Annotated in this window: 10 protein-coding genes and 1 pseudogene; 8 read left to right on the plus strand and 3 right to left on the minus strand. The window is 72.8% G+C overall.

Annotation, left to right across the window (positions count from 1 at the left end; genetic code table 11):
* Position 1 precedes the first annotated feature (1 nt).
* The 4 genes from ACH4S8_RS15185 (at position 2) to ACH4S8_RS15200 (ending at position 6,660) form a co-directional block, all read left to right on the plus strand.
* Complete coding sequence (locus ACH4S8_RS15185; RefSeq protein ID WP_398393867.1) at positions 2 to 2,389, plus strand: xanthine dehydrogenase family protein molybdopterin-binding subunit; 2,388 nt, start codon at positions 2 to 4, stop codon at positions 2,387 to 2,389.
* A gap of 197 nt (positions 2,390 to 2,586) precedes the next feature.
* Positions 2,587 to 4,044 carry an NCS2 family permease gene (locus ACH4S8_RS15190; protein WP_398393869.1) on the plus strand — a complete coding sequence of 486 codons (1,458 nt, stop codon included), beginning with the start codon at positions 2,587 to 2,589 and terminating at the stop codon, positions 4,042 to 4,044.
* A 44-nt stretch (positions 4,045 to 4,088) separates the two neighbouring features.
* Positions 4,089 to 5,243 (plus strand): XdhC family protein, encoded by a 1,155-nt coding sequence (locus ACH4S8_RS15195; RefSeq protein WP_398393871.1) that lies wholly within the window; start codon positions 4,089 to 4,091, stop codon positions 5,241 to 5,243.
* Between the two features lie 241 nt (positions 5,244 to 5,484).
* Complete coding sequence (locus ACH4S8_RS15200; protein ID WP_398393873.1) at positions 5,485 to 6,660, plus strand: glycoside hydrolase family 6 protein; 1,176 nt, start codon at positions 5,485 to 5,487, stop codon at positions 6,658 to 6,660.
* Between the two features lie 97 nt (positions 6,661 to 6,757).
* Here ACH4S8_RS15200 and ACH4S8_RS15205 read toward each other — a convergent pair whose 3' ends face one another.
* Entirely contained in the window at positions 6,758 to 7,195 is a 438-nt protein-coding gene (locus ACH4S8_RS15205) for an SRPBCC family protein (RefSeq protein ID WP_398393875.1), read from the minus strand.
* 222 nt (positions 7,196 to 7,417) lie between these two features.
* Between ACH4S8_RS15205 and ACH4S8_RS15210 the strand changes: the two genes are divergently transcribed.
* Positions 7,418 to 8,662 carry a cytochrome P450 gene (locus tag ACH4S8_RS15210; RefSeq protein ID WP_398393877.1) on the plus strand — a complete coding sequence of 415 codons (1,245 nt, stop codon included), beginning with the start codon at positions 7,418 to 7,420 and terminating at the stop codon, positions 8,660 to 8,662.
* A gap of 31 nt (positions 8,663 to 8,693) precedes the next feature.
* Here ACH4S8_RS15210 and ACH4S8_RS15215 read toward each other — a convergent pair whose 3' ends face one another.
* Positions 8,694 to 10,079, minus strand: coding sequence for a diacylglycerol/lipid kinase family protein (locus ACH4S8_RS15215; protein ID WP_398393879.1), 1,386 nt, complete (start codon positions 10,077 to 10,079; stop codon positions 8,694 to 8,696).
* Positions 10,080 to 10,378: 299 nt separating this feature from the next.
* Positions 10,379 to 10,834: pseudogene (locus ACH4S8_RS15220) on the minus strand (winged helix-turn-helix transcriptional regulator); the annotation flags it as partial.
* Between the two features lie 100 nt (positions 10,835 to 10,934).
* On the opposite strand from ACH4S8_RS15220, the gene ACH4S8_RS15225 reads away from it, so the two are divergent.
* The 3 genes from ACH4S8_RS15225 to ACH4S8_RS15235 all read left to right on the plus strand — a co-directional run bounded on the left by ACH4S8_RS15225 (position 10,935) and on the right by ACH4S8_RS15235 (position 13,255).
* A complete protein-coding gene (locus tag ACH4S8_RS15225) occupies positions 10,935 to 11,420 on the plus strand; it encodes a PaaI family thioesterase (RefSeq protein ID WP_398393881.1) in 486 nt (161 codons plus the stop codon).
* A 107-nt stretch (positions 11,421 to 11,527) separates the two neighbouring features.
* Entirely contained in the window at positions 11,528 to 12,169 is a 642-nt protein-coding gene (locus tag ACH4S8_RS15230; protein WP_398393883.1) for a DUF1345 domain-containing protein, read from the plus strand.
* A 147-nt stretch (positions 12,170 to 12,316) separates the two neighbouring features.
* On the plus strand, positions 12,317 to 13,255 hold the full coding sequence (locus tag ACH4S8_RS15235) for a Dyp-type peroxidase (RefSeq protein ID WP_398393885.1): 939 nt from the start codon (positions 12,317 to 12,319) through the stop codon (positions 13,253 to 13,255).
* The last annotated feature ends 379 nt before the right edge of the window (positions 13,256 to 13,634 follow it).

Here is a 13,634-nt window from a genome sequence, read left to right on the forward strand (position 1 = left end):
CATGGGAACGACCGGCACACCCACGAACATCACCCAGGGCACCGGGACCAGGGGCGGCATCGGCGAGTCCACCCTCCGTCCGGACGGCACCCTCAAGGTCACCGGCGAGTTCGCGTACTCCTCCGACATGTGGCACGAGGACATGCTGTGGGGCCAGATCCTGCGCTCCACCGTCGCCCACGCCGAGATCGTGTCCATCGACACGGGCGAGGCGCTCGCCACCCCCGGCGTGTACGCCGTCATGACGTACGACGACCTGCCCACCGACGTGAGGAACTACGGCCTGGAGATCCAGGACACCCCGGTCCTCGCGCACGGCAAGGTACGCCACCACGGCGAGCCCGTCGCCATCGTCGCCGCCGACCACCCGGAGACCGCCCGCCGCGCCGCCGCCAAGATCAAGGTGGAGTACCGCGAGCTGCCGGTGATCACCGACGAGGCGTCCGCGACCGCGCCGGACGCGGTCCTCGTCCACGAGGGCCGCACCGACCACCACATCGGCCACGTCCCGCACCCCAACATCGTGCACCGCCAGCCGATCGTCCGCGGCGATGCCGAACGGGCCGCGGGCAGGGCCGACTTCGTGGTCCGGGGCGAGTACACCTTCGGCATGCAGGACCAGGCGTTCCTCGGTCCCGAGTCCGGCCTCGCGGTGCCCTGCGAGGACGGCGGCGTCGAGCTCTACATCGCCACCCAGTGGCTGCACTCCGACCTGCGGCAGATCGCCCCGGTCCTCGGCCTGCCCGAGGACAAGGTCCGGATGACGCTCTCCGGGGTCGGCGGCGCGTTCGGCGGTCGCGAGGACCTGTCGATGCAGATCCACGCCTGTCTGCTGGCGCTGCGCACCGGCAAGCCCGTCAAGATCGTCTACAACCGTTTCGAGTCCTTCTTCGGACACGTCCACCGCCACCCCGCGAAGCTGTACTACGAGCACGGGGCGACCAGGGACGGCAAGCTGACCCATGTGAAGGCGCGGATCGTCCTGGACGGCGGCGCGTACGCCTCGGCCTCCCCGGCGGTCGTCGGCAACGCCTCCTCCCTCGGCGTCGGCCCGTACGTGGTCGACGACGTCGACATCGAGGCCATCGCCCTCTACACCAACAACCCGCCCTGCGGCGCGATGCGGGGCTTCGGCGCGGTCCAGGCGTGCTTCGCGTACGAGGCGCAGATGGACAAGCTCGCCGACGAGGTGGGCATGGACCGGGTCGAGTTCCGCCGGCTCAACGCGATGGAACAGGGCTCGCTCCTGCCGACCGGGCAGCGCGTCGACTCACCGGCCCCGGTCGCCGAACTCCTGCGCCGCGTCAAGGCGATGCCGCTCCCGCCCGAGCGCCAGTGGCTCTCCGCGGGCGAGGACGCCGACGTACGGCAGCTGCCCGGCGGTCTGTCCAACACCACGCACGGCGAGGGCGTCGTCCGCGGGATCGGGTACGCCGTCGGCATCAAGAACGTCGGCTTCTCCGAGGGGTTCGACGACTACTCGACCGCCCGGGTCCGCATGGAGGTCGTCGGCGGAGTGCCCGTCGCCACCGTGCACACCGCGATGGCCGAGGTCGGCCAGGGCGGCGTCACCGTCCACGCGCAGATCGCCCGCACCGAACTGGGCGTCGCGCAGGTGACCATCCAGCCGGCCGACACCCGGGTGGGCAGCGCCGGTTCGACGTCCGCCTCGCGCCAGACCTACGTCACCGGCGGCGCCGTCAAGAACTCCTGCGAGCTCGTCCGCGAGAAGGTCCTGGAGATGGGCCGCCGCAAGTTCGGCACGTACCACCCGGCCTGGGCCACGGCCGAACTCCTCCTGGAGGGCGGCAAGGTCGTCACCGACGGCGGCGAGGTCCTCGCCGACCTCGCCGACGTGCTCGAGGACGAGGCCGTCGATGTCGAGGCCGAGTGGCGGCACCGCCCCACCGAACCCTTCGACCTGCGCACCGGACAGGGCAACGGCCACGTCCAGTACTCCTTCGCCGCGCACCGCGCCGTCGTCGAGGTGGACACCGAACTCGGCCTGGTCAAGGTCGTCGAACTGGCCTGCGCCCAGGACGTCGGCAAGGCGCTCAACCCGCTGTCCGTCATCGGCCAGATCCAGGGTGGCACCACCCAGGGCCTGGGCGTCGCGGTCATGGAGGAGATCATCGTCGACCCGAAGACCGCGAAGGTGCGCAACCCCTCCTTCACGGACTATCTGATCCCCACCATCCTCGACACGCCGACCATCCCCGTCGACGTGCTCGAACTCGCCGACGACCACGCCCCCTACGGGCTCCGTGGCGTCGGCGAGGCCCCGACCCTGTCGTCCACCCCGGCCGTCCTCGCGGCGATCCGGAACGCGACGGGTCTGGAGCTCGACCGGACACCGGTACGCCCCGAACACCTCACGGGCAACGCGTAGTTCCGGGCACCTCTCTCCGGGCGGCGCAGGGAACATCACCCTTCCCCGCGCCGCGCGGAGACCTTCACGTTCGTCTCGGGCCGTCCCCCGGGTCGTGCTGCCGAAGCACCTTCCCAAATCCCGCAGCCGCAGGCGCGGCTGACCAGTCGTCAGGACGGCTGTACGGGTGCCCCTTTGAACCTTGGGAGCAGGCCCACATGACCCAGCAGTCACTGGAGCCGAAGACCACCGCGCAGGACGCGGGCGCGGGCAGCCGCGTTCCGGCGGGACGGTCCTGGCTCGACCGGTACTTCCACATCTCCCGGCGGGAGAGCTCGATCGCGCGCGAGGTGCGCGGCGGCGTCACCACCTTCATGGCGATGGCGTACATCCTGCTGCTCAACCCCCTCGTCCTGTCCGGCAAGGACGTGGCGGGGGACACGCTCGGCCAGAAGGCGCTGATCACCGCGACCGCGTTCGCGGCGGCCTTCACCACCCTCCTCATGGGCTTCGTCGGCAAGGTGCCGCTCGCCCTCGCCGCCGGACTGTCGGTGTCCGGAGTGCTCTCCTCGCAGGTCGTCCCGCAGATGACCTGGCCGCAGGCCATGGGGATGTGCGTGATGTACGGCGTCGTCATCATGCTCCTGGTCGTCACCGGGCTGCGCGAGATGATCATGAACGCGATCCCGCTGGCGCTCAAGCACGCCATCACCATGGGCATCGGTCTGTTCATCGCGCTGATCGGCCTGGTCAAGGCCGGCTTCGTGCACCAGGGCAAGGCCACCCCCCTCACCCTCGGCCCCACCGGTGAACTCGCCGGCTGGCCGGTGCTGCTCTTCGCCGCGACCCTGCTGCTGATCTTCGCGCTCCAGGCCCGCGGGGTCCCCGGAGCGATCCTCATCGGCATCGTCTCCGGCACGGTTCTGTCCGTCCTCCTCGACGCCACCGGCGTCGTCGCCCCCGGACAGTGGGCCGGGGGCGCCCCCGAACTGCACGGCAGCGCCGTCTCGATGCCCGACTTCTCGCTCTTCGGCCAGGTCGAGTTCGGCGGCTGGAGCCAGGTCGGAGCCATGACCGTCGGGATGATCGTCTTCACCCTGGTGCTCGCCGGGTTCTTCGACGCGATGGCCACGATCATCGGCGTCGGCACCGAGGCCGGACTGGCCGACGACCGGGGCCGGATGCCCGGCCTGTCGAAGGCGCTGTTCATCGACGGCGCGGGCGGAGCGGTCGGCGGAGTGGCCGGAGCCTCCGGCCAGACGGTCTTCGTCGAGTCCGCGACCGGCGTCGGCGAGGGCGCCCGTACCGGCCTGTCCTCCGTCGTCACCGGCCTCCTCTTCGCCGCCTGCCTGTTCTTCACCCCGCTCACGGCGATCGTCCCGGGCGAGATCGCGGCGGCGGCCCTGGTGGTGATCGGCGCCATGATGATGACGAACGCGCGCCACGTCGACTGGACCGACCGCGCCACCGCCGTCCCGGTCTTCCTGACGGTCGTGATCATGCCGTTCACCTATTCGATCACCGCGGGCGTGGCGGCCGGTGTGATCAGTTACGTCGCCATCAAGACCGCCCAGGGCAAGGTCCGGGAGACCGGGGCCTTCATGTGGGGTCTCACGGCGGTCTTCCTCGTCTACTTCGCGCTCCACCCGATCGAGGGCTGGCTGGGCGTCCGCTGACACCCGAGCCCCTTCCACGCAACCGCTGTCAAGGAGACCGAGACATGCTGGACATCGCCGCAGAACTGCACCGGTGGGTCGAGCAGGGCCGCGACTTCGCCGTCGCCACCGTGGTGGCGGTCGGCGGCAGCGCGCCCCGCCGGCCCGGCGCCGCGCTCGCCGTCGACTCCGACGGCACGGCGATCGGCTCGGTCTCGGGCGGTTGCGTGGAAGGAGCGGTCTACGACCTGTGCACGCAGGCGCTGGAGGACGGCGGGACCGTCCTCGAACGCTTCGGCTACAGCGACGACGACGCCTTCGCGGTCGGCCTGACCTGCGGCGGCGTCATCGACATCCTGGTCACCCCGGTCCGCTCGCGGGACGCCGCCCGCCGGACGGTGTACGCGGCGGCGCTGGCCGCCGCGGCGGGCGGCGAGGCGGCGGCCCTCGCCCGGGTCGTGAGCGGGCCCGCCGAACTGATGGGCCGGGCCCTCCTCGTGCGGGCCGACGGCTCCCACGAGGGCGGCTTCGGCGCCCATCCCGGACTCGACCGTACGGTGATCGGCGAGGCGGCGGCCCAGCTCGACGCCGGCCGCACCGCCACCGTGGAGATCGGAGAGCAGGGCTCTCGTTGCGGAGCGCCGCTCACGGTCCTGGTGGAGTCCTCGGTCCCGCCCCCGCGCATGATCGTCTTCGGTGCCGTCGACTTCGCCTCCGCACTGGTGCGCGTCGGCAAGTTCCTCGGCTACCGGGTGACGGTGTGCGACGCCCGCCCGGTCTTCGCGACGGCGGCCCGCTTCCCCGAGGCGGACGACATCGTCGTGGAATGGCCCCACCGCTACCTGGAGCGCACGGAGGTCGACTCCCGCACGGTCCTGTGCGTCCTCACCCACGACGCCAAGTTCGACGTCCCGCTGCTGCGGCTCGCGCTGCGGCTGCCGGTGGCCTACGTCGGCGCCATGGGTTCGCGCCGCACCCACCTGGACCGCAACGAACGGCTGCGCGAGGTCGGCATCACCGAGATCGAGCTGGCCCGCCTGAGGTCGCCGATCGGCCTGGACCTGGGGGCGCGGACCCCCGAGGAGACGGCGCTGTCGATCGCCGCGGAGATCGTGGCCGACCGGCGCGGCGGGAGCGGGGTCTCCCTGACCGGGGCGCACACCCCCATCCACCACGACACGCCCTCGACCCCGGTGCGGCGGATCGGGTCGGTGGCCTGAGGGAGGGACCCCCGCCGGGGCCGCGCCTCGGGGCCCTCGTCCGGGCGGCTCCTTCCGGGCCGCGCTCCCGGGCCGCGCTCGCGTGCGGCTCCTTCCGAGCGGTTTCCTGCGTACCGCTTCGCCACTTCTTCCGTGCCCCGTATTGACGTGAACGCGTCTCTCGGCGAGTCTCCTGTGGGAGCGCTCCCGCGCACCCCTCCGCAAGTCCCTCGTGACCGTTGCGACCCCGGAGTGAACCCGTATGAGACGACGCACCCCCACCTGGCTCGCCGCTCTGTCCGTCGGACTGGCCGCCCTGTTCGTCGTACCCCCGGCGCACGCCGCCGAGCCCGCCGGCCGCGGACCGTCGCTGTACGTCCCCGACGCCAACCCGGCGGCGTACCAGCAGGTCCGGAGCCTCGCCCGAGCCGGCCGGCTGCACGACGCGGCGGACGTCCTGGCGATGGTGAACACCCCGCAGGCCGTGTGGTTCGGTGACCAGACGCCGGCCGAGGTGGAGCGACTGGTCCGCACGGTGGTGCGCGACGCGGGCCGCGAGCACGCGGTTCCCGCCCTGGCGCTGTACGACATCCCCGGCCGGGACTGCGCCAACTATTCCGCCGGCGGCGCCGCGAACACCGCGGAGTACCAGGCGTGGATCGACGCCGTGGCACGCGGGATCGGCCGCGGCGACGCGATCGTCGTCCTCGAACCCGACGCCCTCGCCCTGCTGCCCTCCGACTGCGGCCAGGACGACGCGCAGGGCACCAAGACGGCCGCGCGCTACGCCGAGGTCAACTACGCGGTCGACGCCCTGGAGCCGCTGCGCGGCACGAAGGTGTACCTCGACACCGGGCATCCGGGCTGGCACTCGGTCAACGACATCGTGCCGCGCCTGATCGAGGGCGGGGTGGCCCGGGCCTCCGGCTTCTACACCAACGCCTCGAACTACAACACCGACGACGCCAACTCCTGGTACGGCAAGCTCATCTCGTCCTGTCTGGCCTACGCCGACGGCGGTGGTGACGTGGCCCAGTGCCCCAACCAGTGGTGGCCGCGCGCCGACGCGCAGGCCTGGTTCGACGCGCACGTGACGACCCCGCCGTCCCGGATGAAGCACTTCGTCACGGACTCCAGCCGCAACGGCCGGGGCACCTGGACCCCGCCCGCCGGCAGGTACACGGACGCGCAGGACTGGTGCAACCCGCCGGGCCGGGGGCTCGGCGCCCGCCCCACGCTGCGCACCGGCGACCCGCTCCAGGACGCCCGGCTGTGGATCAAGACGCCCGGCGAGTCGGACGGCCTCTGCCTGCGCGGAACCGCGGGCCCCGAGGACCCCGAGCGCGGCACGGTCGACCCGAAGGCGGGGGACTGGTTCCCCCAGCAGGCCCTGGAGCTGGCTCAGTTGGCCGAACCACCGCTTCTCCCGGGGCACTGACCCGACAGGAGGCCGGCCCTCCAGGAGACGCGTCTCCTGGAGGGCCGGCCTTTCGGGAGACGCGTCTCCTGCGGGACCGGCCTTCAGGGGACATGGCTCACGGCCCCAGCAACCCGTCCACCGCCCGCCCGAACATCCACCGCGCCGACCACCCCAGCGGGCGGTCGGCGAGACCCGGCAGCCCGCGCACGCTCAGATCCTCGCGCCAGACCACGCGCGAACCGCCGCCGTCCGCCGGGTGCACCTCGAACTCGGCCCAGCCCGTGACGAACGCGCCGCGCTTGACCAGCCGGCACGTTCCCGGGGTCCCGTCGCCGGGCGGGTGCCACGCGACGACCTCCATCGGGTCGTCGAACGCGAGCGGCCCGAGGCCCGAGCGCGCCACGAAGACCGTGCCCTCCCGCGTCGGCGGCGGCGTGCGCACGGTGACCCGGGTCAGCGGGACGACGTCCGCGTGCCGGGGCCAGTCGGTCAGCCGCCGCCAGCTCTCGGCGACGGCGTGCCGGGACGCGCGTTCCAGGACGAAGAGGACCACGGCACGATCGTAGGCGCCCGGAGGCCGCGGACCGGGGACGAACTCTCCCGTGCTCGGGCGAGACGTCATCAACACAGCGCCGGAACGAGGGTGTTGACGGCGGAGAACGCCCGTTCGACCGCTCCCCGGACCGGACGTCCCCGCGTTACGATGCGGCCGACCGTGATCGACGATCGCCCGAGACGCCGCACCCTGACCGCCCCTCCCGCGACAGGAGCCCACGTGCCGGACCAGCCCTTCGTCCTCGACCCCACAGGCGCCGACATCCACGGGGAGGCCGAGCGGTTACGCGGCCCGCGCCGCGGCTCGCAGGACACGGGAGACGCCCCCGCCGCCGCCCTCGTGGAACTCCCGGGCGGGATCACGGCCTGGTTCCCGACCCGGTTCGACACGCTCAAGCGGCTCCTCGCCGACGACCGGGTCTCCAAGGACCCCAACCAGCACTGGCCCGCCTGGATCGACGGTGCCCACCACGAGAGCTGGGTCGCCCTCTGGGTCGGCGTCACCAACATGTTCACCGCCTACGGCGCCGACCACCGCAGGCTGCGCAAGCTCGTCTCCCCCGCGTTCACCAAGCGGCGCACGGACGCGCTCAGGCCCCGTATCGAGGAGATCGCGGCCGAGCTGCTCGACCGCATGGCCGAGGCGCCCGAGCGCCGGGCCGATCTGCGCTCCGCCTACGCGCACCCGCTGCCGATGCGGGTGATCTGCGAACTCTTCGGCCTCCCCGAGGAGCAGCGCGCCGACATCGCGCGTCTCATCGAGGCGAACATGGACACCACCCTCACCCCCGAGCAGGCCATGGCCACCTACCGGGAGGTCCACGAACTGCTCGCACGGCTCGTGGAGTCGAAGCGGGAGCGGCCCGGCGACGACATGACGACCGCGCTCATCGCGGCCCGCGACGAGGAGGGATCCCGGCTCACCGAGGCCGAGTTGATCGACACCCTCCTCCTCGTCATCGGCGCGGGCCACGAGACGACCGTGAACCTCATCGGCAACGCGGTCCACGCCCTGCTCGCCCACCCGGACCAGCTCGCCCGTGTGCTCGCCGGCGAGGTGCCGTGGAGCGAGGTCATCGAGGAGACCCTGCGCTGGGCCCCCTCGATCGCCAACCTCCCGCTGCGGTACGCCGTCGAGGACATCAAGCTCGCCGACGGCACCCTGATCCCGCGCGGCGACGCGATCCTGGCGACGTACGCGGCGGCGGGCCGTGACCCCCGGCGGCACGGCGAGAGCGCGGACCGCTTCGACACCGGCCGCCTCGACAAGGAACACCTCGCCTTCGGCCACGGCGTCCACTACTGCGTCGGCGCGCCCCTGGCCCGGCTGGAGGCCGCCGTCGCGCTCCCCGCGCTGTTCGAGCGCTTCCCCGACCTGAGCGGGGACAGCTCGCGCGATCCCGCGCGCCTCGCCGAGTCGTTCATCGGCCACGGCTACCGGACCCTGCCCGTGCGCTGGAGCTGACGGTCCCGGGGGAGCCCCCGCCGCCCCGTGCTCACGGGGTGCCGGACCCCTCCCGCGGGCGGCGCTCCCGCCCCGGTCCGTGGCCGGGGCGGTGCACGCCGGCCGTGCGGCCCACGAGCAGGGCCACGGCCAGCAGCCGGCGCCAGTCCAGGGTGGGCTGCACCGCGGGAACGCCCGGACGCTTCCTCGGGACGCGTACGCGCAGCACGCCCGGTTCGACGCGGCAGCGCACCGGGGTGGGCAGGACCATGGCCTCGCCGTCGATACCGGCTTCCAGTTCGCCGCCGTCGGCGGTCACGGTCACCTCGCGCGAGGTGAGGACCGACAGGCCGTGCGGGGCGGGGGAGAGCAGCAGGGCGGCGGCCTCGACGGCGTTGTCCACCTTGACGCCGAGCACCCCGAGCAGCCCCGAGTCCAGCCGCTCGCGCCGGCCCAGCCCCGCCGGATCGTTCGTGCGGTAGGGGTTGTTGCTCACCAGCACCGCCTGCGGGGCGTCGAGTGTCGTACCGGCCGCGTGGGCGGTCAGCACGGGGCCGCGCTGGCGGGTGAGCAGATCCGGAAGGAGCTCCAGGATCGTGCCGATCTTGTCGTCCCGGTAGGCGGGATCCTGGACGACCGCCGCGTACGCGCCGAACGAGGCGTTGTTGACGAACGGGTGCTCCCCGGCGAAGCCGAGGTCCACCCGCAGTTCGACCCCGTCTCCCAGCGCGTCGAGGCAGGTGGCGGGGTCGTCGCGGTCGAGGCCGAGGTCCATGGCGAAGTGGTTGCGGGTGCCGGCCGAGACGACGAGGAACGGCAGACCGTGTTCGGCGGCGACGGCCGCGACGAGTGCCTGCGTCCCGTCACCGCCCGCGACGCCCAGCAGGTCCGCTCCGTCCGCGACCGCCCGCCGGGCCAGCTCGGTGACGTCCTGATGGTGTTCCGGGTCGAGGAGCACGACGCGGGCGCCGAGCCGTTCGGCCTTCTCCACGAGGCCGAACCGCTCCACCTTGCCGCCGCCGGACCGGGGATTCATGAGGACGAACGGCCGTCGCGGCGGCGGAGTGCGGTGCTCCTTCATCGGCCGGACCCGGCCGCGGGCGCCGCGCAGCGCGTAGCGGCCGCACCACACGGCGACGATCCACAGCACGGGGGACAGCAGCAGGGTCCACAGCAGCGTGACCGCGAGGACCACGACGGCGGCGAGCGGGAGGACGATCGCGAGCAGCCCCGCGATCCAGCGCACCGGGCCGCGCCTGCTCAGCATCCACCACAGCGCTGCCGCCGCGACCGCCATGGCGGCGAGGGCGGCCAGCAGGAGCAGGAAGCCGCGTACGCCTCCGAAGGCGAGCGGCAGCGCCACGGCGAGCGCCGCCGACGCCAGCGAGGCTCTCGCCGCCCACCGTTCCCGGGCCGGCGGGCCCGTCTGCGTGCTCATCGTTCCTCCACCGGTCGGTCCGTCCGGCATCGCGGCCGCCGTCCGAGGAGAGGGCCGCCGGGCCGGTCATGCGAACCAGATGCCCCGGCCGCGGACGTCCATGTCCGGCCCGCCGGGACGGCTCTTAGGGAGTCACGCTGTCACGAGCCGGGCTCCGGCACCACGAGGCGGCCCGTGTCCCGGCCCGTGTCCTGCCCGGTCCCTCCTCCCCGTCCCCGTCCGGAAGCCGGGAGAGCGGCGGGATCCGCCGACCCCTCGGCGGGATCCGCCGACCGTGCTCCCTCGGCGGGATCCGCCCGCCGCGCGGCCGGGCCGGGCCGGGTGCGTGCCTCCGGCGGGATCAGCGCGCCGTGCCCGGCCCCGCACACGACCGCCGCCCGCACCGGCTCGCCGCAGTCCGCGTGCACGACCTCCAGCGGCGGCCCCTCGGGATCCGCCGTGTAGCGGTCGCCCCACTGCTTGAGGGCGATCATGACGGGCCACAGGTCCCAGCCCTTGCGGGTGAGCCGGTACGCGTGCCGGGTGCGGCTGCCGGGTTCGCTGTACGGCACGGTGTCCAGGATCCCGGCCGCGACCAGCTTGCGCAGCCGGTCGGCCAGCACGCTCTCGGAGAGCCCGACGTGCCGCCGGAAGTCGTCGAAGCGGCGTACGCCGTTCATCGCGTCCCGCAGGACCAGCATCGACCACTTCTCGCCGATCAGGTCGAGTGTCCGCTGGACCGTGCAGTTCTCGGTACTGGTGTCGAGCCACGTCATGCGCCCATCGTAGGCTGACTGCGAGATTGACAGCCAGGTGTGGCACCGCCTAACTTCGAAAAACAGAGTCAGAGGGTCGACGCGGGAGAGTGGAAGAGCCATGGGCAGGTCTCGTACGTACGACTGGGAGGACCCGGCCGTCTCCGCGGCCGCCGTCGCCCGGTACAGCGGTCTCGAATTCCTCCGCGAGATGCAGGCCGGACGGCTCCCCGCACCGCCGGTCTCCGCGACCCTCGGCATGACCCTCGACGAGGTCGAGCACGGCCGGGTGGTCTTCACGCTGGTTCCGGGGGAGGAGCACTACAACCCCATCGGAAGCGTCCACGGGGGCATCTACGCCACCCTGCTGGACTCCGCCGCGGGCTGCGCGGTGCAGTCCGTACTCCCCCGGGGCACCGGGTACACCTCGCTCGACCTGAACGTGAAGTTCCTGCGGCCGGTCACCGTGGACACCGGCGAGGTCCGCGCGGTCGGCACCGTGCTGAACAGCGGCCGCCGCACCGCCCTCGCCCAGGCGGAGCTCTTCGACACGGGCGGCCGGCTGCTCGCGCACACCACCAGCAGTTGCCTGCTGTTCCCCGTCTGACCCGCCGCCCGGCGCTCCCAGGGCGGGTGCGCGTGAGGCCGGCCCCCGGGCCCCGCCGGTGGGTTCCGCCGGGCCGGCCGGCGGTCCCGGGGATAGCGTGGCGGCGCATGAGGACCAGCCCCCTGAGACTGCCCCTGGACGCCGTGCCGCGCCTGGTCGTCGCGTTGCTCCTCGGCGCCGTGATCGGCTCGGCCGTCGGACTCGGGCACGACGGCTATCTGGGCCTGCTGGCCGGGATCGCCGCCACGGGTCTGTTCTTCGTCCTGGCGGGCTGGGCGGTGCTGTGGCCGATGACGGCCGCGGACACCCGCGCCAACGCGCGGCGCGAGGACTTCCGCCCCCTGGCCGACGAACTCGTGGTGGTCGCGGTCGCCCTGTGCGGGCTGTGCGCCATCGTGCTGATGCTCCTGCGCGGCGGCAGGTCCGACCACAACCACGTCGCGGCCCTGACCGCCCTGTGCGGGGTGATCACGGCCTGGGCCGCGCTGCATCTGATGTACGCCGCCCGCTACGCCTACGTGTACTACGACACGAACGGCGGCATCGACTTCAACACGGACGACCCGCCGGCGTACCGCGACTTCTTCTACTTCAGCTACAACCTCGGCATGACCTACCAGGTCTCCGACACCAGCGTCTCCAGCGCGAGGATCCGCGCGATCGTGCTGAGGCACTGCCTCCTGTCGTACGTGTTCGGCACCAGCATCCTCGCCACCGCCATCAACTTCGTCGTGGGCCTCGTGAAGTAGCGGCGACATGGGACTCATCCGGTCGTGACGACGCCGGGAGTGCGCCGCTCTGATGCGTTCCGTCCCGGGACCCAGCAGGATGGGGAGGGAAGAACCGACCGGTCCGCGTGCGACGGACACCTCCGCGTCCCCCGAGGAGGCCGACCCTTGACCGAGCCACAGGCTGTGATCTCCCGGCCGGCCGGGGCCGCCGTGTTCCTCGTGGTCACCGTCACGCCGGGGCGCGAGGACACGGTCCGCGGTCTGCTGGAGGACGTCTCCGGACTGCGGCGCTCCGTCTCCTTCCGGGCCCCCGACGGCGACCTCGGCTGTGTCGTCGGCATCGGATCGGCGGCCTGGGACCGGCTGTTCGGCGGACCCAGGCCGCAGGAGCTGCACCCGTTCGTGGAGTTGGCGGGCGGACGGCACCGGGCCCCGGCCACGCCGGGCGACCTCCTGTTCCACCTCCGGGCCCGCCGCATGGACCTCTGCTTCGAACTCGCCCGGCTGATCACGGAACGGCTGGAGGGCGCGGTCACGGTGGTCGACGAGGTCCATGGATTCAAGTACTTCGACGAGCGCGACCTGCTCGGCTTCGTCGACGGCACCGAGAATCCCGAAGGCCCGGCCGCCGCCGACGCCGTGCTCGTCGGGGACGAGGACCCCGCCTTCGCGGGCGGCAGCTACGTGATCGTCCAGAAGTACCTGCACGACCTGCGGACATGGAACGCGCTGCCGTCCGAGGAACAGGAGCGGGTCATCGGGCGCACGAAGCTCGCGAACACCGAACTCCCCGACGACGTCAAACCGGCCGACTCCCATGTCGCGCTCAACACCGTCACCGACGAGAACGGCGACGAACGCAGGATCGTGCGGGAGAACATGCCGTTCGGCACCCTGGGAGACGGCGAGTTCGGCACCTTCTTCATCGGCTACGCCCGTACCCCCGAGGTGACCGAGCGGATGCTCCGCAACATGTTCCTCGGAGACGGCCGGGCCTCGCACGACCGCATCCTCGACTTCTCGACCGCGATCACCGGATGCCTCTTCCACGTGCCGGCCGCCGGTTTCCTCGACGACCTCCCCGCCGCCCCCGGCGAACGGTAGGCGGACGAGCCCCCGGCGGACCCGGCCGCCGCGTCGTGGACGTCACGGGCCCCGGCGGCCCCGTGCCCGCAGCCGCGGGGACCGGTCACCCGTCCCGCGTCGACGGGCCGTCACCCGGTGTCGCCGCCCGGCTGCGCCGGGTTCGGCCCCTGGTGGAGCCGACGGTGCCGTCGTGATACTCGACCCGTGGTCCGGCACGGGCGGGGACAGAGGCGGAAACACGGACGGGGACACGCGCACGGGTACGGTCCGACCTCGCCGGGCGCGCGGGCGCTCCCCTGGCGGGACGGCCCTCGGCACGGGTTCGCCGGCCGCGCCGTGTCCCCCTTTCCGGCGTTCCTCAACACGCCCTCCGCCTCGGTGAGTTCCACCTTCGCCG

Source organism: Streptomyces sp. NPDC021080 (genome assembly GCF_044333225.1).
Lineage (GTDB): Bacteria > Actinomycetota > Actinomycetes > Streptomycetales > Streptomycetaceae > Streptomyces.

Bases quoted from the DNA above. Each gene is read 5' to 3' on its own strand.
- ACH4S8_RS15185 (WP_398393867.1), top strand. From the start codon at position 2: ATGGGAACGACCGGCACACCCACGAACATCACCCAGGGCACCGGGACC.
- ACH4S8_RS15190 (WP_398393869.1), top strand. From the start codon at position 2,587: ATGACCCAGCAGTCACTGGAGCCGAAGACCACCGCGCAGGACGCGGGC.
- ACH4S8_RS15195 (WP_398393871.1), top strand. From the start codon at position 4,089: ATGCTGGACATCGCCGCAGAACTGCACCGGTGGGTCGAGCAGGGCCGC.
- ACH4S8_RS15200 (WP_398393873.1), top strand. From the start codon at position 5,485: ATGAGACGACGCACCCCCACCTGGCTCGCCGCTCTGTCCGTCGGACTG.
- ACH4S8_RS15215 (WP_398393879.1), bottom strand. From the start codon at position 10,079: ATGAGCACGCAGACGGGCCCGCCGGCCCGGGAACGGTGGGCGGCGAGA.
- ACH4S8_RS15225 (WP_398393881.1), top strand. From the start codon at position 10,935: ATGGGCAGGTCTCGTACGTACGACTGGGAGGACCCGGCCGTCTCCGCG.
- ACH4S8_RS15230 (WP_398393883.1), top strand. From the start codon at position 11,528: ATGAGGACCAGCCCCCTGAGACTGCCCCTGGACGCCGTGCCGCGCCTG.